A 25317-nucleotide genomic window follows, 5' to 3' on the forward strand; every position below is an offset into this window, starting at 1 on the left:
CGTCGGGATCGCTATTCCGGCAGCCGCAGCTCGGGCTTTTCGACCTCTTCGATGTTGACGTCCTTGAACGTGACCACCCGCACCTGCTTCACGAAGCGCGCCGGGCGGTACATGTCCCACACCCAGGCGTCCGCCAGCCGCAGCTCGAAATACACCTCGCCGTCGGCGTTGCGGGGCACCATTTCCACGCTGTTTGCCAGATAGAAGCGTCGCTCGGTTTCCACCACGTAGCTGAACTGGCCGACGATGTCCTTGTATTCGCGGTACAGCGAGAGCTCCATCTCGGTTTCGTACTTTTCGAGATCCTCAGCACTCATCTGCCACTCATCTGCTCAGACGTCCTTCTCCCTGCGAATATGCTCGACTTCCCGCTCAGGACCCCGCGGGGTCCGGAAGCCCTCTAGCGACCCGCATCGCCGCCGGGTGGGAAATCTGATCCCATCTTTCCTCACTCGTATTCGCCGTGCTCGCCCGAGGGTCCGGTTTGCATTCGGCCACCGTGCGGGTGCTCGATCCGGTTGCCACGCGGCGGACGTTGATGAACGAATAACGGTGCTCGGGGCAGGGACCCAGCCGGGTCAGCGCCGCGCTGTGCGCGGGGGTGCTGTAGCCCTTGTGCTCGGCGAACCCGTAGCCGGGGTGCTCGGTGTCCATCGCGACCATCAACCGGTCCCGGCTGACTTTGGCCAGCACACTCGCCGCCGCGATGCAGGAGGCCGCCGCGTCGCCCCCGATCACCGGCAGCGACGGCATCGGCAGTCCGGGAACGCGAAAACCGTCGCTCAGGACATAGCCGGGACGCACCGAAAGGCCCGCCACCGCACGCCGCATGCCCTCGATGTTGGCCACGTGCACGCCGCGCCGGTCGACCTCGGCCGGCGGGATGAAAACCACGTGGTAGGCCAGCGCGTAGCGGCAGATCAGCGGGAACAGCTTCTCCCGGGCCTTCTCGGTGAGCTTCTTCGAATCATCGAGGGCAACAAGGCTTTCCAGGCGATTCGGCCCCAGCACACAGGCCGCGACCACCAGCGGGCCCGCGCAGGCGCCACGACCCACCTCGTCCACCCCGGCCACCGGCCCCAAACCACTGCGGTGCAGCGCGGACTCCAGGGTGCGCATCCCCCGCAAACCCCCAGATTTACGGATCACCGTCCGCGGCGGCCACGTGGTGGCCATGGCTACTGACCCTGCTGGGGGTTCACGGAACCCACACCGCGCCATCGCGTCGGTGGCCAAACGATGAACCTGGCCTTACCGATGACGTTGCCCACCGGCACGGTTCCCGGGTTCGGATCACCGGTGCACAGGATGCCCTTCAATGCCTCGGCCGGGCTGCTGGCGCAGTGGGCGCGCGAATCCGCCGAGTGCGTCCGGTTATCGCCCATCACCCACAGTCGACCCTGCGGCACGGTGACCGGCCCGAACTCGCTGCCCAGGCACGGGTACACCGACGGGTCGGCCATCATGGTGCCGGGATTCAGGTATGGCTCCTTGAGCGGCTTGCCGTTGACCGTCAAGCCGGAGTCGGACCGGCATTCAACCGTCTGGCCCCCAACCGCGATGACGCGCTTGACCAGGTCGTTCTCGTCGGGAGGCACGAAACCGATGAACGACAGCGCGTTCTGCAACAAGCGCAGCGCGGTGTTGGGTGAGCGGATCGATTTGTAACCGACGTTCCACGACGGCGGGCCCCTGAAGACAATGACATCGCCGGGCCGCGGTGAGCCGAAGCGGTAACTGAGTTTGTCCACCATGATGCGGTCGCCGACGCAGCCCGAACACCCGTGCAGCGTGGGCTCCATCGACTCCGAGGGGATCAGGTACGGACGCGCGACAAACGTCAACATGACGTAGTAGAGCACCACCGCGATCACCGCCAGGATCGCGAGTTCCCGCAGCGTGGATTTCTTGTCGGGCTCCGGCTTATCCTCGTGGGCTGCCGCAGGTGCCTCTTCGGGTGCCGTTTCGGCGGCGGCGGGGTCGCGGGTAGAGACCTTCGGCTCCGACTGACCAGCGTCGGACTGGGGCTCAGATGGGTCGGTCACCAGATCAGCGTAGCCAGCACAATTCGCGGCTTAGCAGGGCGAGGCGAGCCGGGCGCCGCCCAGGTCTGCGCACTCAGCGCTTCTCCTTGATCTTGGCCTTCTTGCCTCGGAGTTCGCGCAGGTAGTAGAGCTTCGCGCGGCGGACATCGCCACGGGTCACCACCTCGATGTGGTCGATGTTCGGCGAATGCACCGGGAAGGTCCGCTCGACGCCGACACCGTAGCTCTCCTTGCGCACCGTGAACGTCTCGCGGATACCTCCGCCCTGCCGGCGGATCACCACGCCCTTGAACACCTGGATGCGCTCCTTGGCGCCCTCAATCACCTTGACGTGCACGTTGATGGTGTCGCCCGGGCTGAAGGCCGGGATGTCGTCGCGCAGCGACGCCTTATCGACGAAGTCCAGCCTGTTCATTGGAGTCGCACTTCCTCGCGGTCGCGGCTCGGTAGCTGCCCACACGAGGGTGAGGGCGATTACCAAGCCGATGGATTCGGGCTTCTGGGCGTGCCTCACAGCGGGCGGGAAGCGGCCCGACCGGCCGACAACCGCTGGAGACAACTGGTCAATTGTGCCAGACAGTCCGCAGGCAGTGAAAATCACAGGAGGTCGAGGTGGTTCGTGCCCGACAGAAAGCGCTGCCGAATGGTACATATGACTGGGGTCAAACCTGAATAGGGTCAAACCTGAATGAGGTCAAACGTGAATGGGGTCAAACCGCGCGAGTCGAACCCGAACCTAGCGTGACGCCCGGGCAGATGGCAATGCGGCCGCCCAGATAACACGATGTCGGAGGATGCCGGAGGAGAGGGATGCGAGCCCGGCCACTGTCACTGCTCACCGCCGCAGCCGCGGCGGCGCTGATCGTGGTGGCCGGGTGCGAGGCGAAGGTAGCGGCAAAAGTATCCGGGGCATCCCGCACGCCGGACCGCCACCCGTCTCAACTGCAACTACAACCGCAACCCCAGCTGGTTGATCTGCTGCTGCGGGTCATCTCCGCACCAGGCCAGCCGATGCAGTCACTGCCGAACGCCGCGCTGCGCGGAGTGCAGGCGCGCATTCAACAGGCAACCGACGAAGCCGCTGCCAGTGGAGCCACCCTTGCGGTGGCCATCCTCGATCGGGCCACCCACCAGCTGGTCTCCAATGGCAACACCCAGATCATCGCCACCGCGTCGGTGGCCAAGCTCTTCATCGCCGACCAGCTGCTGCTGCAGGAATCCGAAGGCCGGACCACGCTGTCCCCCGAGGACCACCAGGCATTGGACATCATGCTGCGGTCATCTGACGACGGCGCCGCGGAAAGATTCTGGGGCCTGGACGGCGGCGACGCCATCATCACTGCGGTCGCGAACCGGTACGGACTGTCGTCGACCATGCCGCCTAGCGACGGGCGGTGGTGGAACACGATCAGCTCGGCGTCTGACCTGATCCGTTACTACGACATGCTGCTCGATGGGTCGGGCGGGCTCCCCCGGGAGCGGGCCGGCATCATTTTCGACGACCTGGCGCGCTCCACCCCAACCGGAGTCGACGGCTACCCGCAGCGGTTCGGCATCCCGGACGGTCTGTACGCCGAACAGGTGGCGGTCAAGCAGGGCTGGATGTGCTGCATCGGCAACGACTGGATGCACCTGTCGACCGGGGTGATCGGGGCGGACCGCCGCTACATCATGGTGATCGAGTCGCTGCAACCCTCCGACGACGCCACCGCGCGGGCGACAATCACCCAAGCGGTCAAGACCATATTTCCCAACGGTCGAATCTGACCGGCGCCACTGGCTCGCGAGCGGCCGCAAAAGCCCCCAAACTGGCCCAATTCAGGGTGCTTTTGCGTCTTCTCGCCGGTCCTTTAGTCCGAAGTTGCGACGGGTTCTGACGCGGAAGTGTGATGTGACCTGACGTTTCGGGTGTTGAAGCCCTGGTGTTTGTAGTCAGAATACTGGTGTGTTGTGTTGATGATCGTCGCGGTAGGTCGGTTACGATGCTTGGTATGCCGCGCAACATGGGGAAAGTCCACGTAGTCAGAGTCAAGAAGACTCATGTGGATAAGCAGGGGCGGCGGCGTGACTACGAATCGGTGTATCTGCGCCGCACGTTTCGCGACGGCGCCAAAGTGCGGAACGAGACGGTGGCCAACCTGTCGATGCTGCCGGCGGCCTCGATCACCGCGCTGGAGGCGACGCTGAAGGGGCAGGCCCTGATCCCGGCGGGCAGCGAGTTCACCAAGACCCGCTCGCTGCCGCACGGGCATGTGGCCGCGGTGTCGGCGATGGCGCATCGGCTCGGGTTTCCCGCGCTGCTGGGCCCGGCCTGCCGGTCACGCGATGTGGTGTTCGCGTTGATCATCTCGCGGGTGATCCGCCCAGCGTCCAAGCTGTCCACCCTGTCACGGTGGCCCGATACCACGTTGGGTGTCGATCTGGACGTGGCGGGGGCGTCGACCGACGAGATCTACGCGGCGATGGACTGGCTGGCGCACCGCCAAGATGCGATCGAGCGCAAACTGGCCGCCAAACACCTGAGCCCGCAAGCAAACCCGCATCGGATGGCGTTGTTTGACCTGACCAGTTCGTGGGTGACCGGGCGGTGTTGTGAGCTGGCCGCGCACGGGTATTCCCGCGACGGCAAGAAGGGCTGCGCGCAGATCGAGTACGGGGTGCTCACCGACCCCGGCGGACGGCCGGTGGCGGTGCGGGTGGTGCGCGGGGATACCGCCGACCCGGTCGCGTTCACCGAGATCGTCGCCGAACTGCCCGCCACCTTCGGCCTCACCGACCTGGTGCTGGTGGGTGATCGCGGCATGATCACCTCCGCGCGCATCGGCATGCTGCGCGAACTCAACGACAACCCCGACGCCCCAACCGATTTCGGGTGGATCACCGCGCTGCGGGCACCGGCGATCGCCAAACTCGCCCGTGACGACGGGCCACTGCAGATGACCCTGTTCGACACCCAGGACCTGGCCGAGATCGTCCACCCCGACTACCCCGACGAACGGCTCATCGCCTGCCGCAACCCCGCTCTGGCGGCCGAGCGTGCCCGCAAACGCCGCGATCTACTGGACGCCACCGACAAAGAGCTCGCCCGGATCAAGGACCGGGTGGACCGCGGCACCTTGTCCGGCGCCGCCGAGATCGGCAAAGCCCTCGGCAAAGTCAGCGGAAAATACAAGGTGGACAAGCACTTTGTCACCACCATCACCGACACCAGCTTCACCTTCGCACGCAACCAGGCGGCCATCGACGCCGAAGCCGCCCTGGATGGCATCTACGTGCTACGCACCAGCGTTGACCCCGACACCCTCGATGCGGCCGGCGTCGTCGCCGGCTACAAGAACCTGGCCAATATCGAACGCGACTTTCGCATCATCAAAGCCGACGACCTGGATCTGCGACCCATCTATCACCGTCTCGATCAGCGCGTGCGCGCGCACGTGCTGATCTGCCTGCTGGCCTGCTACCTCGTCTGGCACCTACGCAAGGCCTGGGCGCCGCTGACCTTCACCGACGAAACACCACCGGCGCGCGACAACCCGGTCGCGCCCGCGCAACGCTCCGCCGCCGCCAACGCGAAAGCCTCGACAAAACACGACGCCGACGGCAACCCGCTACGCAGCTTCCGCGGCCTGCTCGACCATCTCGGCACCCTCACCCGCGACCGCATCCGCTACCACGACACCGACATCGAAATCGACAAACTCACCGAACCCACCCCCGACCAACGCCGCGCCTTCGACCTCATCGACACCACCATTCCCCTCACCATCGCCGCGTAGCCAGAACAAACACCCACCCGAACCGGCAAAACCCCAGGTAAACCCAAGAAATCACCTAACCCAACAGTCGCAACTTCGGTTTAGTCCAGCAGCTCGGGGCGGCGTTCACGAGTGCGGCGCAGCGAGATCTCCCGACGCCAGGCGGCGATTCGGGCGTGATCACCGGATAGCAGCACCTCCGGAACGTCGAGGCCCCGCCAGCTCGGCGGCCGGGTATAGCTTGGCCCCTCCAGCAGCCGATCCAGGCCCGGCGAGTGCGAATCATCGTGGTGCGAAGCAGGATTGCCGAGCACGCCGGCCAGCAACCGTAGCACGGCCTCGATCATCACCATGGCCGCCGACTCCCCACCGGGCAACACGTAGTCACCGATCGAGACCTCTTCGACGCGCATCCGGCGGGCGGCATCGTCGACCACCCGCTGGTCGATGCCCTCGTAGCGGCCGCAGGCGAACACGAGGTGCGTTTCGGTGCTCCAGCGCTGCGCGGTGGCTTGGGTGAACAGCGCACCGGCGGGTGTGGGCACAACCAACAGCGTTTCGCCGGAACAGATTTCGTCGAGCGCCTCGCCCCACACCGGAGCTTTCATCACCATCCCCGGACCGCCGCCGTAGGGCGCGTCGTCCACCGAGTGGTGCACGTCGTGGGTCCAGCGTCGCAGGTCGTGCACCCGCAAGTCGACCACGCCCGACGCAATCGCCTTGCCCGGCAACGATTGTCGCAACGGCTCTAGGTAGGCCGGGAAGATTGTGACGACTTCAATCCTCATGTCAATGCGCCCGCTACGTCAGATCCAGCAGGCCGGCGGGCGGATCGATCTCCACGGTGCCGTCATCCAACGACACCGACGTGACGATCGCGCTGACGAACGGCACCAGCACTTCCGGAGTCGGGAGGCCGGATTCGCGCCGGACCGCCAGTAACTCACCGGCCGCGGTGTGCAGCACCTCGGCAACGACCCCAACACGCTCCCCCGTCGTCGTCCGGACCTGAAGGCCTTCCAGCTGGTGGTCGTAGAAGGTGTCCGGCTCATCGATCGGCGGCAGGTCATCGGAGTCGATGACGAACAAGCTGCCGCGCAGCGCGTCGGCGGCGTCGCGGTCCGCCACTCCGGCCAGGCGCACCAGCAGCCGTCCACCATGGTCGCGCACGCTGTCCACGACATAGCGCCGTTGTTGACCGCCGTCGCGTGGCATCTTCGCGCGCAACGTCGTACCCGGCGCAAACCGGGCATCCGGATCGTCGGTGCGGATCTCGACGACGACTTCGCCGGTGACGCCGTGCGCCTTCACCACGCGCCCGATTACCAGCTCCATCTCGATCCCCGAGTCGCTACCGCTCATGCCCGACAGGCGAGCGGGCACGCTGATTACTGGTCGGTGTCCACCACGTCCACTCGAATACCCCGGCCACCGATACCGGCAACCAGCGTTCGCAACGCGGTCGCGGTACGGCCCCCGCGACCGATCACCTTGCCCAGGTCATCGGGATGAACATGGACCTCGACAGTTCGCCCACGCCGACTGGTTACCAGGTCCACCCGGACATCGTCCGGGTTGTCGACGATCCCACGGACCAGGTGTTCAACAGCGTCGACGACGACCGTACTCATGGCGCCTGTCAGCTTTCCGTAGACGAGGCGGTCGGCCCGGACTGCTCGCCACCCCCGGGCGGCGTCTCGGCCTGCTCGGCTTCCGGGCCCGCCTCAGCGGCGGTTTCTTCAGGGGCGTCGGCGGGGGCTTCCTTCGGGGCCTCTTCCGTAGCCTCGGCAGTCTTGGCGGCCTTCTTGGCCGGGGCCTTTTTCTTCGGCTTCGCAGCCTCGGTGGTGGGCGCGCCGTCGGCGGCGGCGAGCGCGGCGTTGAACAACTCGAGCTTGCTCGGCTTGGCCGGGGCAACCTTGAGCCGGCCCTCGGCACCCGGCAGGCCCTTGAACTTCTGCCAGTCGCCCGTGATCTTCAGCAACTTAAGCACTGGTTCGGTGGGCTGCGCACCCACGGAAAGCCAGTACTGGGCGCGCTCGGAGTTGATCTCGATGAGGCTCGGCTCTTCCTTCGGGTGGTAACGGCCGATCACCTCGATGGAGCGGCCGTCGCGGCGGGTGCGCGCGTCGGCGACGGCGATGCGGTACTGGGGATTGCGGATCTTGCCAAGCCGAGTGAGCTTGATCTTCACAGCCATGGTTGAGCGATTTCTCCTGTGTGCGTCACGCTGCAATTCAGCGACCTAGGCGGGATGCCCGGATCCGGTTTTGCCTCGCGTGTGTGACCACCGGGCAGCATCCGAAAAAGCGCGTAGTCGCCCGGCGGACAGCCGCCTATTGTGCCAGAACTCAATCCTCCAGGAGAAATTCGCTGCCGGCGTTACATCACCTTCTGAAAGCATTTGGTTTCGACCCGCCGGGTCATCCGCCACCCCTCGGGCGTGCGCACAAACTCGTCGTCATACCACAGCCCGCAGAACAGCACCTGTTCCGTGTTCTTGGGTGGGTCGCCCCCGAGCACCATCGGGTTGAAGCAGATCACCCGCGACGACGCGGTAGCCCCGTCGATGCACACCGAGAAGTTACCGAGCATGTGCGCATACATCGGAAAGTTGGGCAGCACCTGCGACAGCCACCGCTTCACTTCCGGATACGGGCCGTCGATGCCTCCCAACGCCCGGTAGTCGATGTAGGCATCGGGCGTGAACACGTTGTCGAGGTCGTCGAATCGGCGCAGGTCGATCGCGGTGGAGTAGTCCACCAGCAGCTGCTGTATTTCCAGGCGGTCCGAGATTTCAGCGAGGCTCAACATGGCTCGATTCAAACACCGAGGGTGCGCTGGGCGGCAGGAAAGTTAAACTGGGCGCCCATGCGAAAGCTCATGGCGGCGGCCACCGTGCTGCTCACCGTCGGTGCCTGCGGTATGGGCACCGCCCTTCCGATCGCGACCGCCGACAGCGACGCACAGCCTGCCGGTTCGACGCCCATCCCCGACGGCCCGGCCCAGACCTGGATCGTGGCCGATCTCGACAGCGGTCAGGTGCTGGCCGGCCGCGACCAGAACGTGGCCCACCCGCCCGCGAGCACCATTAAGGTGCTGTTGGCGCTGGTCGCCCTCGACGAGCTGGACCTGAACTCGACCGTCGTCGCCGACGTCGCCGACACCCAGGTGGAGTGCAACTGCGTCGGCGTCAAGCCGGGCCGCACCTACACCGCACGCCAACTGCTCGACGGGCTGCTACTGGTTTCGGGCAACGACGCCGCGAACACGCTGGCGCACATGCTGGGTGGCCAGGACGCCACCGTCGCCAAGATGAACGCCAAGGCCGCGGCCCTGGGGGCTGCCAATACCTACGCGGCGACACCGTCCGGTCTGGACGGACCCGGTGGCTCCGGGGCGTCCACCGCGCACGACCTGGCGGTCGTCTTCCGGGCCGCTATGGCCAATCCGGTCTTCGCGCAGATCACCGCCGAGCCGTCGGCGATGTTCCCCGGTGACAACGGTGACCAACCGATCGTCAACCAGGACGAACTGCTGCAGCGGTATCCGGGCGCGATCGGCGGCAAGACGGGCTTCACCAACGCGGCGCGTAAGACGTTCGTCGGCGCCGCCGCCCGCGGTGGCCGCCGGCTGGTGATCGCGATGATGTACGGGCTGATCCAACAGGGCGGACCGACATACTGGGATCAGGCTGCGAGCCTGTTCGACTGGGGTTTCGCCCTCAACCCGCAAGCCAGCATCGGCTCGCTGTGACGGGCTACAAGCGCGATAGGGCCGGGATAGGCGATAGATTCAGCCCGCGATACGCCGCGCGGCTGACTTGAAATCGTGTTCCGGCAGGCCGCAGGACGCGATCACGGTGTCACGGAACGCGGCGGCCGACGGCGGCAGATACCGGTTGGTCATCCAGCCGACCGCGATGGGCCGGACCAGCTGCGTGTCGTCGACGGCGATCTCGACGATGTCCGGCGGCGGTGTGGCCGCCCTGGGCAGCACACCCACCCCCAACCCCGCCCCGATCAGGCCGCGCAACGTGCAGATGTCGGCGCCCTCGAAGGCGATCGTGGGCCTGATGCCATGACGCTCGCAGGCGTCGTCGAAGATCCTGCGCAGCGTGTGATTGCGGTCCAGGGCCACAAACGGTTGTCCGGCAAGCTCTTCGAAGCCGATCACCTCCCGGTGAGCCAACGGATGCTCCGGATCGACCACGGCATAAAGCGGTTGGGTGAACAACGGATGCCATTTCACCCGGGTGATTCGTCGAATGTCACGCGGTAGCTAAGGCAGACGTCGATGGCGCCGCTGGTGAGATCGTTGACCAGTACGGGTCCGGAGCGCTGGCGCAGCTCGAATCGGGCCGCGGGGTGGCGGTCATGATGACGGCGGATCAGCCGGGGCACCGTGGCCGCGCCCAGCGACATGAGGAATCCCAGGGCCACCGTGCCGGCGTCGGCGCCGGCGAGTTGGCGCACGTCGGACACGGCGGTCTCGAGGCTGTGGTGCGCGCTTCGGCTCGCGCGCAGGAACGCCCGCCCGAACCGGTTGAGTTCGTTGGCCCGGCCGCGCCGGGTGAACAGCTCGACCCCGATCTCGGATTCGAGCATGGCGATGGCCCGGCTGACGGCCGATTGCGACACCGCCAACTTCTCGGCGGCGTCGCGCAGCGTGCCGACCTCGGCGACCGTCTGGAAGTAACGCAGCTGATAAAGCTCCACAGTCAGACTCCAAAATTCCGTGGCACGCAAGGGTTTGCGCCCAACCCGCACTCAGATGCCCATCGTTGGGTCGCATCGGGATAGCGGTGGGCCAGGACGGACAACGTCGCTGCCGCCACTCCGAAGTAGATTCCGAGATGGGTGTTGCCCGCGCCATTGCTGGGCGTGATGATCAGTTCGAAGTCGTCGCGCATGCCAGGCTCTCCGGCCGGACCGACGAATAGGGCATGCAGCGACCACAGGGATGCCGACAGCGTCACGACCCAGAAAGCGGTGTCCATGATGGCGGCTCCATGGTTGAGATTGACCCCGACGGCCGCGTGGAACGGCCGGCACATTGCGATCACGGGGGTGGGAGCACGATCGCGTCATGATGCTCCTCACCATCGCCGGTACCCCCCGTGGTTCTCGTCAAGTGGTTCACTGCGGGCAACCCGACTCACGTCGGGGGTCCATCGAGGGCTGTTGAAGGTGCGGCCCGGGCGGAAAAATCGCGCCATGCCGCGGTCAGTATCGCCGCGAGCAGCTGAATCCGTCGATCCTCGATGTCGAAGTCCGGCAGCAACCCTCGCACGAGGGCGGCCCCGTCGAACACGTTCGTCAATAGGGCCACCAGAACCGGGAATGCCTCCTCGGCGAAGCCGTCTGCCCCGCTGAAGTTCGCGGCCCCGGGCAGTGCGCGTGCGGCGTCGTGGATCTTGGCGCTGTACCGCCCGAACACATTCTGCAGGTGCGCGTGGAGCTTCTCGTCGGTGCGGCCAGCGATCAGCAGTTCGTACAGGACCGCGTTGGTGGGGCTGCTGGTGAGGTCCCGCTGGATTGTCAGCACCGCCTCCAGCGCCGACCGGTCGGCGGGTATATCAGCGACTCGCTTGGTGAACGCCTCCAGCTGACGGCGCAACACCTCCGATGCGGTGGCCGCCATGAAGTCGCCCATCGTTTCGAAATGGCGGAACAGCGCGCCGACGGACATCCCCGCGCGCTTGGTGATCACCGCGGCGGAGGCCCGGGCGTATCCGACCTCGCTGATGGTGGCGATGCCGGCCTCGATCAGCCGTGCGACGGTTTCTTCGCGGCGTTGCCGCTGGGTCCTGGCCATTCAGGCCCCGACTCCCAGGGCCCTCACGCCCCGGTGCCGCTCGCCCGCCCGCAGGTACCGGCCCGACTTCACGGTTTGGCCGTAGCCCTCGCGGAATCGGCCTCCGAATTGGCCTCCGCGGAAGACGACGGCGCCGCCCACTCCCGTCGCGACGACAGTCGCATCGTTGCGGTTGACCATGCGCCGCAAGCCGCCGTAGAAGGGGACCTCCTCCTCGTAATAGCCGTCGACGGACTCGTCCAGGTGGGCGGGGTCGATCACCGCGAAGTCCGCGCGGTCGCCCTCCCGCAACGTTCCGGCGTCGATGCCGAACCAGTCGGCCAGCTCGCCGGTGAGGCGGTGCACCGCCCGTTGCACGGACAAGAACGGCGTTCCGGCCCGGTCGGCATCCCGCGCGCGCTTGAGCAGCCGAAGGCCGAAGTTGTAGAACGCCATGTTTCGCAGGTGGGCGCCGGCATCGGAGAAACCCATGTGGATGCTCGATTCCGCGGCGAGTTTGTTGAGCTGCTTGGGCCGGTGGTTGGCGACGGTGGTTGTCCACCGCACGTTGCGCTCACCATTTTCCACCAACACGTCAAGGAATGCGTCGAGCGGGTGCAGCCCTCGCGCGTCGGCGATTGCGCCAAAGCTCTTGCCGATCAACGACTTATCGGGGCATTCGACGATCACCGCGTCGTGGAAGTCGCGGTGCCACAACGAAGGTCCAAGCTTGATCCGGTCGAACTCACGGCGAAACCAGCGGCGGTAGGACGTGTCGGCCAGCAACTCGTTGCGCTGCAGCTGTTCGCGCAGATGAAGGGCCGCCGTTCCGGCGCCGAACTCTTCGAAGACGGGCAGATCGATTCCGTCGGAATACAACTCGAACGGGACCGGCAGATGCTGGAAACGCACGCTCGAGCGCAGAAGCTTGTTGAGAATGCGGGTGCCGAGCCCAAAGACGTACACCGCAAGGGGCATCGACTTGGCGTCGGCGGACACCAGCATACTCATCCGAACTCCCTTGCCGCGGTTGAGTATCCGGCTGCTGGACAGGAAAAACATCAGGGCCGACGCCGGGTTGTCGACGTCGGGTGCGCTCTGCAGGATCCGGCCGCGCTTGCGCAATACCTCGATCAGCCTGCGCCGTTCCCGCCACGTCGCGAAGGTGGACGGCAGCGCACGCGACCGGAAGCGGTCGCCGTCGAGCTTGTCGATCGCCGCATCCATCCCCGACATGCCGAGCACCCCGGCATCGAGCGCGTCATCGAGCAATGTCGCCATCCGCTCCAGTTCGGCGTCGGTGGGCCGCACGGTGTCGTCGGTGGCGCGATCAAGTCCCAGCACCGCGGCTCGCAAATCCGAATGACCAAGCAGCGAGCCCACATTCGGCCCCAGCGGCAGGGCGTCGATCGCCTCGACGTATTCGGCGGCCGTCGACCATGCCTTTTCGGTCTTGGCGGCGTCCAGGGCGCCAAGGACGTATTCCCGCGGCACCGCCTCGACCCGGCTGAACAGATCGGCGGCATCCTCGGAGTTCGCGTAGACCGTCGACAGCGAGCAGTTGCCCAGCAACACCGTGGTGACACCGTGGCGCACCGACTCGCGCAGGCCGGGATCCAGCAGCACCTCGGCGTCGTAGTGGGTGTGCACGTCGATGAAGCCCGGCACGATCCACTTGCCCGCCGCGTCGATCAGCTGTGGGCAGCCGGTCTCCTCGAGCGGCCGCTCCGAGGGGTTAGCCACCGTGGCCACCACGCCGTCGCGAATACCCAGGGTCCGGACTAGCGGGGCGTTGCCCGTGCCGTCGAACCACAATCCGTCGCGAATGATCACGTCGTACGTCACTGCGCCCTCCGGGTCGCCCGAGTTGCGACGACGGTAACAGAGATAGCGAGCGCTCGCAATCTTTTCTACCTGCGAACCCGCCGCCGCGACAGATACGCAGGTCAAGGGGGTGTGAGCGATGACCGGATCAGCGACCGGGCCCCGAAGCCGTTGTGGTCGGCGACGTTGGGGCGGGCGTCATCGTTCCCGGATCTGGCACGTTGACCGCCGGCGGCACGTCCCCGCTGCGGGTCGCCACCGCGGGAATCCGGACGACGGCTCCTTGCTGGCCGCATTCGTTGGTTTGCACGGTGACCGTCATCTCACCGACCAGCTCGTGCTGGGGCTGCAGACGCAAGGACAGTGCCTGCAGCGTGGTCTGGGTCTTTGCTTCCCCGTTTGGTCCGACGCAGGGGAAGACCACCGTTTCCGGGCGGGACTGCCAACGACCGTCGGTGAAGTCGAGGATGATCGGGCGGCCGCCGTCCGGCTTTGCCCGCGTGTGGTCGTTGTCGTCGAGCAGCGTTCCGGTGGCAACACAGGTCGTCGGCGTGCACGACGAACGGAAAGCCCACCAGGTGCTCACGTCGGGTGGTTGCGGGTTGGGCGTGTAATCGAACGTCTGCTTCGAGCGTTCGACCTCGATGCGGTAGGTGCCATCGAGCGGAACAGGCGCGGCGACCGGGGCGCTGGTCGTCGGCGTGCCGGCCGCGGGCGGGGCGCTCGTCGTCGGGTTGGCTGCCCGGGTGGACGCCCTGTCGGTCTCGCGCCCGATCACGACACCCAAGGCGACCAGCCCGACCAGCAGGACCGCCGCTGCGCTCGCGAACAGGATCGAGCGCGGCGCGCGGCGCTTCGGCGGGGAGGACGGCGGCCCGGCGCCGACCGCTGATGACGCCTTAGTCGGCACCTTGGCCGGGGTGGAGAAGCTGTCCAGGCGCCGCGCCAACGCGGAAGCCGCCGACTGCAGGATCGTGCCGCGTCGTTTCGACGTGCCCGGGGCATGGAGTAGCGGCTCGGGGGCCGATTCGGTGTCGCCGGCGTCGTCGGCGCCGGGCCACTCGTAAGCCGGGTAGTCGACCACGAAGACGGCCTCGGGACTGCGATCACCGCCGCCGACGCCAGCTTGCCGGTTGACCGCCTCGGCGAACTCTCGACAGCTCCCGAACCGGTCCGCGGGCCTTTTGGCGAGTGCCCTGGCGAACAGCCCATCGAGGCGTGCCAGCTCCGGGCGCTGGTCGCTGAGTCGCGGCGGCCCGGAACGTTCGACCGGCCGCGCGCTGGTCAACAGGTGAAATGCGGTGGCAGCCAACGCGTATTGGTCGGCGCGCCCGTCGACGGCGGCACCCATCAGCTGTTCGGGCGCGGCGTAGGCGACGGCGCCATCCGGTCGGCGGGCTATCCCGAAGTCGGTCAACAGAATCCGTTGTTCGCCGTCCCCGGGTCCGGTTAGCAGGATGTTGGCGGGTTTGACGTCGCGATGCAGTAGTCCGCGCTGGTGGGCATAGTCGAGCGCTGCCGCCGTTGCCGTGATGATCGCGAGCACCTCACCGGCCGGTAGAACCGCCGGGAATCGATCGGCCATGAGCTGCTCGCCGTTGACGCCGTTGACGTAGTCCATCGCGACCCACAGCTGTCCGTCGAACTCGCCGCGGTCATGCACCTCGACGATGTGCGGATGATAGAGGTTTGCGACGATCGGCGTCTCCTGGTGAAACCGGCGGCGGAATTCGTCGTCCGCCGACATCGCCAGCGGAAGAACCTTCAATGCCTGCCAGCCCGGCGAATCGGTCCGCTGGACGAGGTAGACGTCTCCGGTCCTGCCGGAACCCAGCCTCCGCACCACGGTGTAACCGGCAAAGCTCGTTCCAGTGGCCAACGCCATTTCGCGATAGTAACCACGTTCGGGCCCGGCCGCGCGGCTAACAATTGGGCCGAAACACCGTGCCGCGCAGGACCACCAGATCGGGACGATTCAGCACGCCGGGACCCCGGCGTGGGTCGTCGACGTAGCACAACAGGTCCGCCGATGCCCCTGGATCCAGGGCTGGGCGGCCCAGCCAGCGCCGGGCGTCCCAGCACGCCGCACCCAACGCGTCGGTGGGGTTCATCCCGATGGCCTTGAGGGCCTCGACCTCGTCGGCGATCCGCCCATGCGCGACCATGCTGCCGGCGTCGCTGCCGGCGTACATCCGCACACCCGCCTCCCGCGCCGCGGCCACCCGCCGATAGCCGCGGTCATGCAGGTCGCGCATATGGGCGGCGTAGGTCGGATAGCGCGCGGCCGAGTCGGCGATGCCGGGGAAGTTTTCCAGGTTGATCAGCGTCGGGACCAACGCGGTGCCGTGTTCGAGCATCAGCTCGATGGTGTCGTCGGTGAGCCCGGTGCCGTGCTCGATGCAATCGATGCCGGCCTTGATCAGGCCGGGCAGCGCGTCCTCGCCGAAGACATGCGCGGTGACCCGGGCCCCGTGGTCGTGTGCCGTATTGACCGCGGCCTTGAGCACATCGTCGGACCACAGCGGAGCGAGATCGCCGACTTGGCGGTCGATCCAGTCACCGACCAGCTTGACCCAGCCGTCACCGCGCGCCGCCTGCTCGGCAACGGCTGCCGGCAGCTGCGACTCGTCCTCGAGCTCGACCGCGAAGCCGGAGATGTAGCGCTTGGGTCTGGCAAGATGCCGCCCGGCCCGGATGATGCGGGGTAGGTCGGCGCGGTCGTCGAGGCTGCGGGTGTCGGTTGGCACGCCGCAGTCGCGCAATAGCAGCGCGCCGACGTCGCGTTCCGTCTCGGCCTGGGCGATCGCCTCGTCGAGTTCGATCGCGCCGTGACGTCCGAGCCCGACGTGGCAGTGCGCATCGACCAGCCCGGGCAGGATCCAGCCACCGTCGAAAACGGTGTCGGCCCCGGCGACCGGTTCGGCGCTGATGCGTCCGTCGACGATCCACAGTTCGGTCGTGGTCTCGTCGGGCAGCCGCAACCCGCGCACGTGCAAACGCACGACGCGACTACTTCTTGCCCGGGAACTTCAGCTTGGACAGATCGAAATCGGCCAGCCCGGGCGGCAACTCGTTGAGACCTTCCGGCATCTGCGACAGATCGGGGAACCCCCCGGGTAGGCCGGCCATGCCCGCCATGCCGGCCCCGAACGGGCTCTTAACCTTGGGCGGCGTCGGACCCCGTCCACCCTTCTTGCCCTTCTTGCCGGCTTTTCCTTTGGCTCCCTTAGACTTTCGTGTCGCGGACTTGCGGCCCAGACCGGGAATGCCCATGCCGCCCAGCATCGACGACATCACCTTGCGGGCCTCGAAAAAGCGGTCCACCAGTTGGTTGACCTCGGACACCGTGACACCCGAGCCGTTGGCGATGCGCAGCCGCCGCGACGCGTTGATGATCTTGGGGTCGGCCCGCTCTTCGGGCGTCATCCCGCGAATGATGGCCTGCACCCGGTCGAGCTGTTTGTCGTCGACTTCGGCCAGCGCTTCCTTCATCTGGCCCGCGCCGGGCAGCATGCCCAGCAGGTTGCCGATCGGGCCCATCTTGCGGACGGCGAGCATCTGCTCGAGAAAATCTTCCAGAGTCAGCTCACCGGCCCCGATCTTGGCGGCGGCTTCCTCGGCCTGCCGCTGGTCGAAGACCTGCTCGGCCTGCTCGATCAGGCTCAGCACATCGCCCATGCCCAGGATGCGGCTGGCCATCCGGTCCGGGTGGAAGACGTCGAAGTCCTCCAGCTTTTCGCCCGTGGAGGCGAAAAGGATTGGCACACCGGTCACTTCGCGGACCGACAACGCCGCCCCACCGCGGGCGTCACCGTCGAGCTTGGTCAACACCACACCGGTGAAACCGACGCCCTCGCCGAAGGCTTGAGCCGTGGCGACGGCGTCTTGGCCGATCATCGCGTCGAGGACGAAGAGCACCTCATCGGGCTCGACGGCATCCCGGATGGCCGCGGCCTGGGTCATGAGCTCCTCGTCGATGCCCAGCCGACCCGCTGTGTCGACGATGACGACGTCGAAGTGTTTGGCCCGGGCCTCGGCAAGCCCTGCCGACGCGACGGCGACCGGGTCGCCGGGACCCGACTCGGGCGAGGCTCCGGGATGCGGCGCGAACACCGGCACACCGGCACGCTCGCCGACAACCTGCAGCTGGTTCACCGCCGCCGGCCGCTGCAGGTCACAGGCCACCAGAAGTGGCGTGTGCCCCTGATTGCGGAGCCGTGACGCCAACTTCCCGGCCAGCGTCGTCTTACCGGAGCCCTGTAAGCCGGCGAGCATGATCACCGTCGGCGGTGTCTTCGCGAACGCCATCTCGCGGGTCTGCCCGCCGAGGATGCCGATCAGTTCTTCGTTGACGATCTTGACGACCTGTTGCGCCGGGTTGAGGGCGCCGGACACCTCGGCGCCCCTGGCACGTTCTTTGATCCGGTGGACGAACGCCCGCACCACGGGCAGCGAAACGTCGGCTTCCAGTAGCGCCAGCCGGATTTCGCGGGTGGTGGCTTCGATATCGGCGTCGGTCAGGCGGCCCCTGCCGCGCAGCCCCTGCAGGGCAGCGGTCAACCGGTCGGACAGCGTTTCAAACACGCCCGCCAGCCTAGTGGTGAGTGCCAGCGCCGCGTAGCGGGGCGCAGCAGCTCACCACCATCAAGCCCCGTGGTGAGTGCCAGCGCCGCGTAGCGGGGCGCAGCAGCTCACCACCATCAAGCCCCGTGGTGAGTGCCAGCGCCGCGTAGCAGCGCAGCAGCTCACCACCATCAAGCCCGTGGTGAGTGCCAGCGCCGCGTAGCGGCGCAGCAGCTCACCACCATCAAGCCCCGTGGTGAGTGCCAGCGCCGCGTAGCGGGGCGCAGCAGCTCACCACCATCAAGCCCCGTGGTGAGTGCCAGCGCCGCGCAGCGGGGCGCAGCGGGTCACCACCGTCGAGCCCCGTGGTGAGTGCCAGCGCCGCGTAGCGGGGCGCAGCAGCTCACCACCATCAAGCCCCGTGGTGAGTGCCAGCGCCGCGCAGCGGGGCGCAGCGGGTCACCACCGTCGAGCCCCGTGGTGAGTGCTAGCGCCGCGCCGCGTGTTCTTGAACTCCCCAGGATCGGGAACGGCATCCTGCGGGCGATGTCATTGAGGGCGGCCAACACGGTCTTGGCGGCCCTGTCAGGCAGTGAGCGATTCTCGGTCCAGCCGGTGGCGATGTCGGTGACCGTCAGCGTGAAGGCATGGCCCCCACCGCGATTGCCGCCGTCGTGAAAGACCGTGTCGATCTCGACGAACCCGGGTCGGGCGTCGTCCCATTCTGCCCAGGTGCGCACCGGGATCTGACTTTTGAGCAGCGATCCCGGCTTGGTGCCCACACGCCCCTTACGGTGTTTGGCTCGCTCACCGGCCAGGCGGCGATCGATGGTGGCCGCCGACATCGACACCAGTAGTTCGGCGGTGTCCTCATCGATGACCAGCTCCCCGAAATGACGCAGCACGACCACCAGTTCGCCGAGCATCGGCGCTAACCGTTTGCCGGCGGGCATTCCGAGCACTGTCCAGCAGAGCGTCAGTGCCGCAATGACATCGGGCCCGTACTTCACGGACCGCGGATTGCGCGGGGTGACGATCTTGGGTTGCAGCGCCGCTTTGAGCGCCTTGCGGGCATGGCTGCGGTGCCACCCGGTGTTCGCACACAACTCGTCGAGAATCCGGCTCTTAACGCCCTTACTCGCCAGCTGGTAGCGGGTCGCGGTCGTCTCGGTGATTGCTCTGCGCTCGGCCAACGTCAACCCCATCCACTGGGCGTACGCGCGCATTTTCAGTGAGGCAACGAATCACCCTTATCTGTGTTGGGGACCCCCGGTAAAGGTGGATCCCCCAGATGCACACCCACCCCCGCAGCGGCCAGCTCCTCGCTGACATACCGCCACCCGGTGCAGCCCTCCAACCCAAACTCGCCGTCCCCATCCGGGCAGTGCTCGGCCAGCCAGGCCCGCAATGTTTTCCGCGTCGCTGGACGGATCTGACCCCAATGCACCACCCCGTCGTCATCGACATAATCGAAGGTGATCTGCTGCCGATGCACGTCCAAACCGCCTACCATCGTCATCAGTGGGACCTCCTCGAGCTCCTGAAAAATTTCTCTGACGCCCACATCACGAGCGTCTGAGCCGAGGGGGTCCCCATCACATGTCATCTTTCGCGCGCATTTCTGATGAGTCAACGCGGTCGGAAAGACGTGCTATTATCGAATGTATGTTCGAACAAGTGCTCGATCCGGAGGTGGTGGCCCGTTTCGATGAGCACGTCGAGCGGCGCCATCCGTCGACCACCGCGGAGTCGGCGGGGCTGATAGAGCGGATTTGTGCGGCCGCGCGGGCGGAGAACCGGGCCGCCGCCGCGCAGCTGGTGGCTGTGGGGGAGTTGTTCGCCTATCGGTTGTCGCGGTGTTCGGAGACCGAGGACTGGGCGATCGACACCATGGAGGCGGTGGCCGCCGAGGTGGGTGCGGCGTTGCGGATCAGTCAGGCGCGCGCCGCCGGCCGGTTGCGTTATGCCCGCGCGATGCGTGAGCGGCTACCCAAGACCGCTGCGGTGTTTGTGGCCGGCGAGATCGACTTTCGGGCGTTTGCCACGATCGTGTATCGCACCGATCTGATCGTCGACCCCGAGGTGCTGGCGGCGGTGGATGAGTTGGTGGCGCTCAATGTGACGCGCTGGCCCTCGCTGACCAGCGCCCGGCTGTCCGGGGCGGTCGATAGGATCGTGGCGAAGGTGGATGCCGATGCGGTGCGCCGGCGTAAGGAGTATCAGGCCGATCGGCAGATCTCGATCGGACAGGACCAAGACGGCCTCTCGCGCATCGACGGCAGCCTGTACAGCGTCGACGCCCACGCACTCGACAAGCGGCTGTCGGCGTTGGCGGCCACGGTGTGTGCCCACGATCCGCGCACCCGCGAGCAGCGCCGCGCCGACGCGCTGGGGGCGCTGGCCGCCGGGGCGGATCGGCTGGGCTGTGGCTGCGGGCTCACCGACTGCGCGGCCGCCACCCGCCCGGGCGCGGCCCCGGTGGTGATCCATGTGATCGCCGAACCCGCCAGCCTCGAGGGCACCGGCTCGGCGCCGGCCTCGATGATGAACGCCGATGGGCTGATCACCCCCGAACTGATCGCCGAGCTGGCCAAGACCGCGAAACTGGTGGCGCTGATCCACCCCGGCGATGCCCCACCCGAGCCCGGGTATGTGCCGTCGAAGGCGTTGGCCGATTTTGTGCGGTGCCGGGATCTGACCTGCCGCTGGCCGGGCTGTGACCAACCCGCGATCCACTGCGATGTGGATCATTCGATCCCCTACGCCCAGGGTGGACCCACCCATGCGGCCAACCTGAACTGCAAATGTAGAACTCATCACCTTGTCAAAACTTTTTGGGGCTGGCGGGAACGGCAACTACGCGACGGGACCCTGATTTTCACCTCACCGTCGGGGCACACCCATGTCACCACCCCGGGCAGCGCGCTGCCGTTCCCCAGCCTGTGCCGCGCGGTCGGCGGTATGCCGGCACCGGAAGCCGACCCCCCGCACGACTACTGCGCCCACCGGACCGCGATGATGCCCAAACGCCGGCGCACCCGCGCCCAAGACCGCGCCCACCGCATCGCCACCGAACGCCGCCACAACCGCGCCGCCCGCACGGTCGCCCACACCACCCGGCTAACCGAACCCCCCAACCACCCCGGTCCCGCCCCACCCCACACCCACGACGACCCACCACCCTTCTGACCCGGACGGTAGTGGAAGTGCCTGTCCTGCAAGGGATAACGAGACTTACGGAGATCCACCGTCCCCCATCGGAAAGACACTTCTCGTGTCGCGCGTCCTAAAACGTTCACGTCTACTTTGGGACCACCGACTGCAGGCCGGCGCAAGTAGCGGAGTCGTCGCGGCGGGTCCTCCAGCGAAGCGCATCACGTGCCGCTACTCTTCGTGCACGGTCGCTGGTGAGCCAGTCGGACCGCTCCGGATAACTGGGGGGAGTGACGAGCCGAACTTGGCGACCTGATAATGATTGCGAACAAGCAACAGCCTCGGTCGCGCGACGCCCGGGGGTTTTGGCAATTCAACAGATAGGTGTCGAACGGAATCGCATGAGTGCGCATGTCGAGCAGTTGGAGTTTCAGGCGGAGGCACGCCAGCTTCTGGATTTGATGGTCCACTCGGTTTACTCCAACAAGGATTCATTTCTGCGGGAGTTGATCTCGAACAGTTCCGATGCGCTGGACAAGCTGCGGCTTGAGGCGTTGCGGAACCAGGATCTGGATGTCGACACCTCCGATCTGCACATCCAGATCGACGCAGACAAGGACGCCCGCACCCTGACCGTTCGCGACAACGGCATCGGCATGACGCGGGCGGAGGTCGTGGATCTTATCGGCACGTTGGCCAAGTCGGGTACCGCCGAGCTGCGTCAGCAGTTGCGAGAGGCCAAGAATGCGGCCGCCTCCGAGGAACTGATCGGTCAGTTTGGTATCGGCTTCTACTCGTGTTTCATGGTTGCCGATAAGGTCCAGCTGCTCACCCGCAAGGCCGGCGAGAGCGAAGCTACCCGATGGGAATCCAGCGGCGAGGGCACCTACACCATCGAATCCGTCGACGGTGCCCCGCAGGGGACCTCGGTCACCCTGCACCTCAAGCCCGAAGACGCCGAGGACGAGCTGCACGACTACACAGCGGAGTGGAAGATCAGGAACCTGGTCAAGAAATACTCCGACTTCATCGCCTGGCCCATCCGGATGGAGGTCGAGCGACGTACCCCGGCCCCAGAAGAAGGCGGCGAAGACGTCGTCACCCTCGAAACCGAGACCATCAACTCGATGAAGGCCCTCTGGGCCAGGCCTAAAGACGAGGTCTCCGACGAGGAGTACAAGGAGTTCTACAAACACATCGCGCACGCCTGGGACGACCCGCTGGAGGTCGTCTCGCTCAAGGCGGAGGGCACCTTCGAATACCAGGCGCTGCTGTTCATCCCGTCACACGCCCCGTTCGACCTGTTCAACCGGGACGCGCACACCGGCGTCCAGCTGTATGTCAAGCGCGTGTTCATCATGGGCGACTGCGACCAGCTCATGCCCGAGTACCTGCGCTTCATCAAGGGCGTGGTCGATGCAGCGGACCTGTCGCTCAACGTCTCCCGCGAAATCCTGCAGCAGGATCGGCAGATCAAGGCGATCCGTCGCCGCCTGACCAAGAAGGTCCTCTCGACGATCAAGGACCTGCAGTCCGAGCGACCGGAGGACTATCGCACCTTCTGGACCCAGTTCGGCCGGGTCCTCAAGGAGGGCCTGCTGTCGGATTTCGACAATCAGGACACCCTCCTACGTGTGTCCTCGTTCGCCTCGACACACAGCGACGAGGAAGCCACCACCCTGCCCGAGTACGTCGAGCGGATGAAGGACGGTCAGAAGCAGATCTTCTACGCCACCGGCGACACGCGCCAGCAACTCCTGAAGTCCCCGCACCTCGAGGCGTTCAGGGCCAAGGGTTACGAGGTCCTGCTGCTCACCGACCCGGTCGACGAGGTCTGGGTGGGAACGGTGACCGAGTTCGACGGCAAGCCGCTGCAGTCGGTGGCCAAGGGCGAGGTCGACCTGGCCTCCGAAGAGGACACCAGCCAGGCCGAGCGTGAGGAGCAGGAAAAGGAATTCGCCGAGCTGCTGACGTGGTTGAAGGAGACCCTGAGCGAGCACGTCAAGGAAGTGCGGCTGTCGACCCGCCTGACCGAGTCGCCGGCCTGCCTGATCACCGACGCCTTCGGGATGACACCGGCCCTCGCGCGCATCTACCGGGCCTCCGGGCAAGAAGTTCCGGTCGGGAAGCGGACTCTCGAACTCAATCCGAATCATCCGCTTATCACCGGCCTGCGCGAAGCGCACAAGGACAGCACCGACGATGCTCAAAAAGCCCGCCTTGCCCAGACCGCGGAATTGTTATACGGCACAGCACTTCTCGCCGAGGGCGGCGCGCTCGAGGATCCGGCAAGGTTCGCCCAGCTGCTCGCAGACCGACTGACGCGCACGGTGTAAACCGCGCGCGGCGGACCGCCGCGACGGACTCATGGCGCGGCCGCGCCGAAAAGGCCGAAAAGCGTTGGCATGCTAGATTTCACAGCCGGCGCGGCTTCGGCGCCATCGTGAGCCGCCGCGGCTGAACATCTACGGGGGGAGTCTGTGTCGATGCAGCCGCTGCGGGGCTGGCAGCGCCGAGCGATGGTGAAGTACCTTGCCGCTCAGCCGCGCGATTTCCTGGCCGTGGCCACCCCCGGATCCGGCAAGACAACGTTCGCACTGCGGGTTGCGGCCGAACTGCTTGGCCATCGCGCCGTCGAGCAGGTCACCGTCGTCGTGCCCACCGATCACCTCAAGGTGCAGTGGGCGCGGGCCGCCGAACGGCACGGTCTGGCGCTGGATCCCAGATTCAACAACTCGAATCCCCAGACCTCCCCGGAGTATCACGGCGTCATGGTCACCTACGCCCAGGTGGCGTCGCATCCCGCGCTGCATCGGGTGCGCACCGAGCAGCGCACGACCCTGGTCATCTTCGACGAGATCCACCACGGCGGCGACGCCAAGGCGTGGGGTGAGGCCATCCGCGAGGCCTTCAGCGACGCCGCGCGCCGGCTTGCCCTGACGGGGACGCCGTTTCGTAGCGACGACAGCCCAATCCCGTTCGTCACGTACGCGCCTGACGCCGACGGGCTGATGCGTTCGCAGGCCGACCACAGCTACGGCTATGCCGAAGCCCTTGCGGACGCCGTGGTCCGGCCGGTGGTGTTTCTCGCCTACTCGGGGCAGGCGCGCTGGCGGGACAGCGCCGGCGACGAGCACGAGGCGCGACTGGGCGAGCCGCTGTCTCCCGAACAGACCGCACGGGCGTGGCGCACGGCGTTGGACCCAGCCGGCGAGTGGATGCCCGCCGTGATCACGGCCGCCGATCAGCGGTTGCGCCAATTGCGCACACACGTGCCCGACGCCGGGGGCATGATCATCGCCTCCGACCAGACCGCGGCCCGCGCCTACGCCGGCCTGCTGACCGAGCTGACGTCGGAAGCACCCACAATCGTGCTCTCCGACGACCCCGGATCGTCGGCCCGCATCAGCGAATTCGCCGCGGGAACCAGCCGGTGGCTGGTCGCGGTGCGCATGGTCTCGGAAGGCGTCGACGTACCCCGGCTCTCGGTGGGGATCTACGCCACCAGCGCCTCGACTCCGCTGTTCTTCGCGCAGGCCATCGGCCGGTTCGTGCGGTCGCGCCGGCCGGGCGAAACGGCAAGCATCTTCCTGCCGTCGGTGCCTGGCCTGCTCCACCTGGCCAGTGAGTTGGAGGCCCAGCGCGACCACGTGCTCGGCAAACCGCACCGCGAAGCCGACGATCCCCTCGTCGGCGATCCCGCGACGCGTACGCACACCGAGAAGAGCGCGGCGCAGCAGACCTTCACCGCATTGGGGGCCGACGCCGAACTGGATCAGGTGATCTTTGACGGTTCCTCGTTCGGAACCGCCACCCCCGCCGGAAGCGACGAGGAGGCCGACTACCTCGGCATCCCCGGGTTGCTCGACCCCGAGCAGATGCGCGCCCTGCTGCACCGCCGCCAGGACGAGCAGCTGCGGAAACGGGCCCGGCTCCAGAAAGGGGCTGCGCCGGCGGCAACATCAGAGGCCCCGGCGTCGGTGCATGGCCAACTGCGCGAGCTGCGCCGCGAACTCAACACCCTCGTCTCGATCGCCCACCACCGCACCGGCAAACCGCACGGGTGGATCCACAACGAACTCCGCCGCCGCTGCGGAGGGCCTCCGATCGCCGCCGCGACCCGCGACCAGCTCAAGGCCCGCATCGATGCCGTGCGGAAGCTCAACGCCGAGCAATGACCGCGT

24 protein-coding genes and 1 pseudogene are annotated in these 25317 nt (G+C 66.7%); 6 read left to right on the plus strand and 19 right to left on the minus strand.

The window, feature by feature from the left end:
• Nucleotides 1-11 precede the first annotated feature (11 nt).
• The 4 genes from G6N24_RS13820 to rplS all read right to left on the minus strand — a co-directional run bounded on the left by G6N24_RS13820 (nucleotide 12) and on the right by rplS (nucleotide 2460).
• Nucleotides 12-317, minus strand: a complete 306-nt coding sequence (locus G6N24_RS13820; RefSeq protein WP_012393608.1) for a DUF2469 domain-containing protein — start codon at nucleotides 315-317, stop codon at nucleotides 12-14.
• Nucleotides 318-372: 55 nt separating this feature from the next.
• Nucleotides 373-1176 carry a ribonuclease HII gene (locus G6N24_RS13825; RefSeq protein WP_085162849.1) on the minus strand — a complete coding sequence of 268 codons (804 nt, stop codon included), beginning with the start codon at nucleotides 1174-1176 and terminating at the stop codon, nucleotides 373-375.
• Nucleotides 1177-1178: 2 nt separating this feature from the next.
• Nucleotides 1179-2045, minus strand: coding sequence for a signal peptidase I (gene lepB / locus G6N24_RS13830; protein WP_085162848.1), 867 nt, complete (start codon nucleotides 2043-2045; stop codon nucleotides 1179-1181).
• A 73-nt stretch (nucleotides 2046-2118) separates the two neighbouring features.
• The gene (gene rplS, locus G6N24_RS13835; protein WP_023372313.1) at nucleotides 2119-2460 is read right to left on the minus strand and encodes a 50S ribosomal protein L19; all 342 of its coding nucleotides are present in this window, start codon (nucleotides 2458-2460) and stop codon (nucleotides 2119-2121) included.
• 395 nt (nucleotides 2461-2855) lie between these two features.
• On the opposite strand from rplS, the gene G6N24_RS13840 reads away from it, so the two are divergent.
• Both G6N24_RS13840 and G6N24_RS13845 read left to right on the plus strand, forming a co-directional pair.
• Nucleotides 2856-3812 (plus strand): serine hydrolase, encoded by a 957-nt coding sequence (locus G6N24_RS13840; RefSeq protein WP_085162847.1) that lies wholly within the window; start codon nucleotides 2856-2858, stop codon nucleotides 3810-3812.
• A gap of 224 nt (nucleotides 3813-4036) precedes the next feature.
• Nucleotides 4037-5821: an IS1634 family transposase gene (locus G6N24_RS13845; protein WP_232070563.1), complete on the plus strand. Its 1785-nt coding sequence runs from the start codon at nucleotides 4037-4039 to the stop codon at nucleotides 5819-5821.
• A gap of 80 nt (nucleotides 5822-5901) precedes the next feature.
• Here G6N24_RS13845 and trmD read toward each other — a convergent pair whose 3' ends face one another.
• The 5 genes from trmD to G6N24_RS13870 all read right to left on the minus strand — a co-directional run bounded on the left by trmD (nucleotide 5902) and on the right by G6N24_RS13870 (nucleotide 8611).
• Nucleotides 5902-6588 carry a tRNA (guanosine(37)-N1)-methyltransferase TrmD gene (gene trmD, locus G6N24_RS13850; RefSeq protein WP_085161366.1) on the minus strand — a complete coding sequence of 229 codons (687 nt, stop codon included), beginning with the start codon at nucleotides 6586-6588 and terminating at the stop codon, nucleotides 5902-5904.
• Nucleotides 6589-6601: 13 nt separating this feature from the next.
• Nucleotides 6602-7135: a ribosome maturation factor RimM gene (rimM, locus tag G6N24_RS13855; RefSeq protein WP_085161374.1), complete on the minus strand. Its 534-nt coding sequence runs from the start codon at nucleotides 7133-7135 to the stop codon at nucleotides 6602-6604.
• Nucleotides 7136-7188: 53 nt separating this feature from the next.
• Nucleotides 7189-7431 carry an RNA-binding protein gene (locus G6N24_RS13860; protein ID WP_036354608.1) on the minus strand — a complete coding sequence of 81 codons (243 nt, stop codon included), beginning with the start codon at nucleotides 7429-7431 and terminating at the stop codon, nucleotides 7189-7191.
• Between the two features lie 8 nt (nucleotides 7432-7439).
• A complete protein-coding gene (gene rpsP, locus G6N24_RS13865) occupies nucleotides 7440-7997 on the minus strand; it encodes a 30S ribosomal protein S16 (RefSeq protein WP_085161368.1) in 558 nt (185 codons plus the stop codon).
• 182 nt (nucleotides 7998-8179) lie between these two features.
• Nucleotides 8180-8611: a nuclear transport factor 2 family protein gene (locus tag G6N24_RS13870; RefSeq protein ID WP_085161370.1), complete on the minus strand. Its 432-nt coding sequence runs from the start codon at nucleotides 8609-8611 to the stop codon at nucleotides 8180-8182.
• Between the two features lie 57 nt (nucleotides 8612-8668).
• On the opposite strand from G6N24_RS13870, the gene G6N24_RS13875 reads away from it, so the two are divergent.
• Nucleotides 8669-9553 (plus strand): D-alanyl-D-alanine carboxypeptidase family protein, encoded by an 885-nt coding sequence (locus tag G6N24_RS13875; RefSeq protein WP_085161372.1) that lies wholly within the window; start codon nucleotides 8669-8671, stop codon nucleotides 9551-9553.
• A gap of 39 nt (nucleotides 9554-9592) precedes the next feature.
• On the opposite strand, the gene G6N24_RS25380 is transcribed toward G6N24_RS13875, so the two are convergent.
• The 10 genes and pseudogenes from G6N24_RS25380 to G6N24_RS13920 all read right to left on the minus strand — a co-directional run bounded on the left by G6N24_RS25380 (nucleotide 9593) and on the right by G6N24_RS13920 (nucleotide 19499).
• Nucleotides 9593-10048, minus strand: coding sequence for a LysR substrate-binding domain-containing protein (locus G6N24_RS25380; RefSeq protein ID WP_269151255.1), 456 nt, complete (start codon nucleotides 10046-10048; stop codon nucleotides 9593-9595).
• Nucleotides 10045-10515, minus strand: a complete 471-nt coding sequence (locus tag G6N24_RS25385; protein ID WP_269151256.1) for a LysR family transcriptional regulator — start codon at nucleotides 10513-10515, stop codon at nucleotides 10045-10047. Before G6N24_RS25385 ends, G6N24_RS25380 begins: the two co-directional genes overlap by 4 nt.
• 2 nt (nucleotides 10516-10517) lie before the next feature.
• Entirely contained in the window at nucleotides 10518-10796 is a 279-nt protein-coding gene (locus G6N24_RS13885; protein WP_139822414.1) for a hypothetical protein, read from the minus strand.
• Between the two features lie 158 nt (nucleotides 10797-10954).
• On the minus strand, nucleotides 10955-11614 hold the full coding sequence (locus tag G6N24_RS13890; protein ID WP_085160813.1) for a TetR/AcrR family transcriptional regulator: 660 nt from the start codon (nucleotides 11612-11614) through the stop codon (nucleotides 10955-10957).
• Entirely contained in the window at nucleotides 11615-13498 is a 1884-nt protein-coding gene (locus tag G6N24_RS13895; protein WP_139822415.1) for an N-acyl-D-amino-acid deacylase family protein, read from the minus strand.
• A gap of 67 nt (nucleotides 13499-13565) precedes the next feature.
• Nucleotides 13566-15302, minus strand: coding sequence for a serine/threonine protein kinase (locus tag G6N24_RS13900; protein ID WP_085160808.1), 1737 nt, complete (start codon nucleotides 15300-15302; stop codon nucleotides 13566-13568).
• A 37-nt stretch (nucleotides 15303-15339) separates the two neighbouring features.
• Complete coding sequence (locus tag G6N24_RS13905; RefSeq protein WP_085160806.1) at nucleotides 15340-16419, minus strand: metal-dependent hydrolase family protein; 1080 nt, start codon at nucleotides 16417-16419, stop codon at nucleotides 15340-15342.
• 7 nt (nucleotides 16420-16426) lie between these two features.
• Nucleotides 16427-18001 (minus strand): signal recognition particle protein, encoded by a 1575-nt coding sequence (gene ffh / locus G6N24_RS13910; protein WP_085160803.1) that lies wholly within the window; start codon nucleotides 17999-18001, stop codon nucleotides 16427-16429.
• A gap of 473 nt (nucleotides 18002-18474) precedes the next feature.
• Nucleotides 18475-19185 (minus strand): annotated as a pseudogene (locus G6N24_RS13915) (integrase catalytic domain-containing protein); the annotation flags it as partial.
• Nucleotides 19186-19208: 23 nt separating this feature from the next.
• Entirely contained in the window at nucleotides 19209-19499 is a 291-nt protein-coding gene (locus tag G6N24_RS13920; RefSeq protein WP_232070564.1) for a hypothetical protein, read from the minus strand.
• A gap of 146 nt (nucleotides 19500-19645) precedes the next feature.
• Between G6N24_RS13920 and G6N24_RS13925 the strand changes: the two genes are divergently transcribed.
• The 3 genes from G6N24_RS13925 (at nucleotide 19646) to G6N24_RS13935 (ending at nucleotide 25311) form a co-directional block, all read left to right on the plus strand.
• Entirely contained in the window at nucleotides 19646-21169 is a 1524-nt protein-coding gene (locus tag G6N24_RS13925) for an HNH endonuclease signature motif containing protein (RefSeq protein WP_163745513.1), read from the plus strand.
• Nucleotides 21170-21534: 365 nt separating this feature from the next.
• Complete coding sequence (htpG, locus tag G6N24_RS13930) at nucleotides 21535-23469, plus strand: molecular chaperone HtpG (RefSeq protein WP_085161654.1); 1935 nt, start codon at nucleotides 21535-21537, stop codon at nucleotides 23467-23469.
• A gap of 150 nt (nucleotides 23470-23619) precedes the next feature.
• Nucleotides 23620-25311, plus strand: a complete 1692-nt coding sequence (locus G6N24_RS13935; protein WP_085161667.1) for a DEAD/DEAH box helicase — start codon at nucleotides 23620-23622, stop codon at nucleotides 25309-25311.
• Nucleotides 25312-25317 lie beyond the last annotated feature (6 nt).

Source organism: Mycobacterium lacus, assembly GCF_010731535.1.
Classification (GTDB): Bacteria; Actinomycetota; Actinomycetes; order Mycobacteriales; family Mycobacteriaceae; genus Mycobacterium; species Mycobacterium lacus.

Coding starts and splice junctions, on each gene's coding strand:
- G6N24_RS13820 (WP_012393608.1), bottom strand. CDS start 317: ATGAGTGCTGAGGATCTCGAAAAGTACGAAACCGAGATGGAGCTCTCG.
- G6N24_RS13825 (WP_085162849.1), bottom strand. CDS start 1,176: ATGGCCACCACGTGGCCGCCGCGGACGGTGATCCGTAAATCTGGGGGT.
- rplS (WP_023372313.1), bottom strand. CDS start 2,460: ATGAACAGGCTGGACTTCGTCGATAAGGCGTCGCTGCGCGACGACATC.
- G6N24_RS13840 (WP_085162847.1), top strand. CDS start 2,856: ATGCGAGCCCGGCCACTGTCACTGCTCACCGCCGCAGCCGCGGCGGCG.
- G6N24_RS13845 (WP_232070563.1), top strand. CDS start 4,037: ATGCCGCGCAACATGGGGAAAGTCCACGTAGTCAGAGTCAAGAAGACT.
- trmD (WP_085161366.1), bottom strand. CDS start 6,588: ATGAGGATTGAAGTCGTCACAATCTTCCCGGCCTACCTAGAGCCGTTG.
- rimM (WP_085161374.1), bottom strand. CDS start 7,135: ATGGAGCTGGTAATCGGGCGCGTGGTGAAGGCGCACGGCGTCACCGGC.
- G6N24_RS13860 (WP_036354608.1), bottom strand. CDS start 7,431: ATGAGTACGGTCGTCGTCGACGCTGTTGAACACCTGGTCCGTGGGATC.
- rpsP (WP_085161368.1), bottom strand. CDS start 7,997: ATGGCTGTGAAGATCAAGCTCACTCGGCTTGGCAAGATCCGCAATCCC.
- G6N24_RS13870 (WP_085161370.1), bottom strand. CDS start 8,611: ATGTTGAGCCTCGCTGAAATCTCGGACCGCCTGGAAATACAGCAGCTG.
- G6N24_RS13875 (WP_085161372.1), top strand. CDS start 8,669: ATGCGAAAGCTCATGGCGGCGGCCACCGTGCTGCTCACCGTCGGTGCC.
- G6N24_RS13885 (WP_139822414.1), bottom strand. CDS start 10,796: ATGGACACCGCTTTCTGGGTCGTGACGCTGTCGGCATCCCTGTGGTCG.
- G6N24_RS13890 (WP_085160813.1), bottom strand. CDS start 11,614: ATGGCCAGGACCCAGCGGCAACGCCGCGAAGAAACCGTCGCACGGCTG.
- G6N24_RS13900 (WP_085160808.1), bottom strand. CDS start 15,302: ATGGCGTTGGCCACTGGAACGAGCTTTGCCGGTTACACCGTGGTGCGG.
- G6N24_RS13920 (WP_232070564.1), bottom strand. CDS start 19,499: ATGACGATGGTAGGCGGTTTGGACGTGCATCGGCAGCAGATCACCTTC.
- G6N24_RS13925 (WP_163745513.1), top strand. CDS start 19,646: ATGTTCGAACAAGTGCTCGATCCGGAGGTGGTGGCCCGTTTCGATGAG.
- htpG (WP_085161654.1), top strand. CDS start 21,535: ATGAGTGCGCATGTCGAGCAGTTGGAGTTTCAGGCGGAGGCACGCCAG.
- G6N24_RS13935 (WP_085161667.1), top strand. CDS start 23,620: ATGCAGCCGCTGCGGGGCTGGCAGCGCCGAGCGATGGTGAAGTACCTT.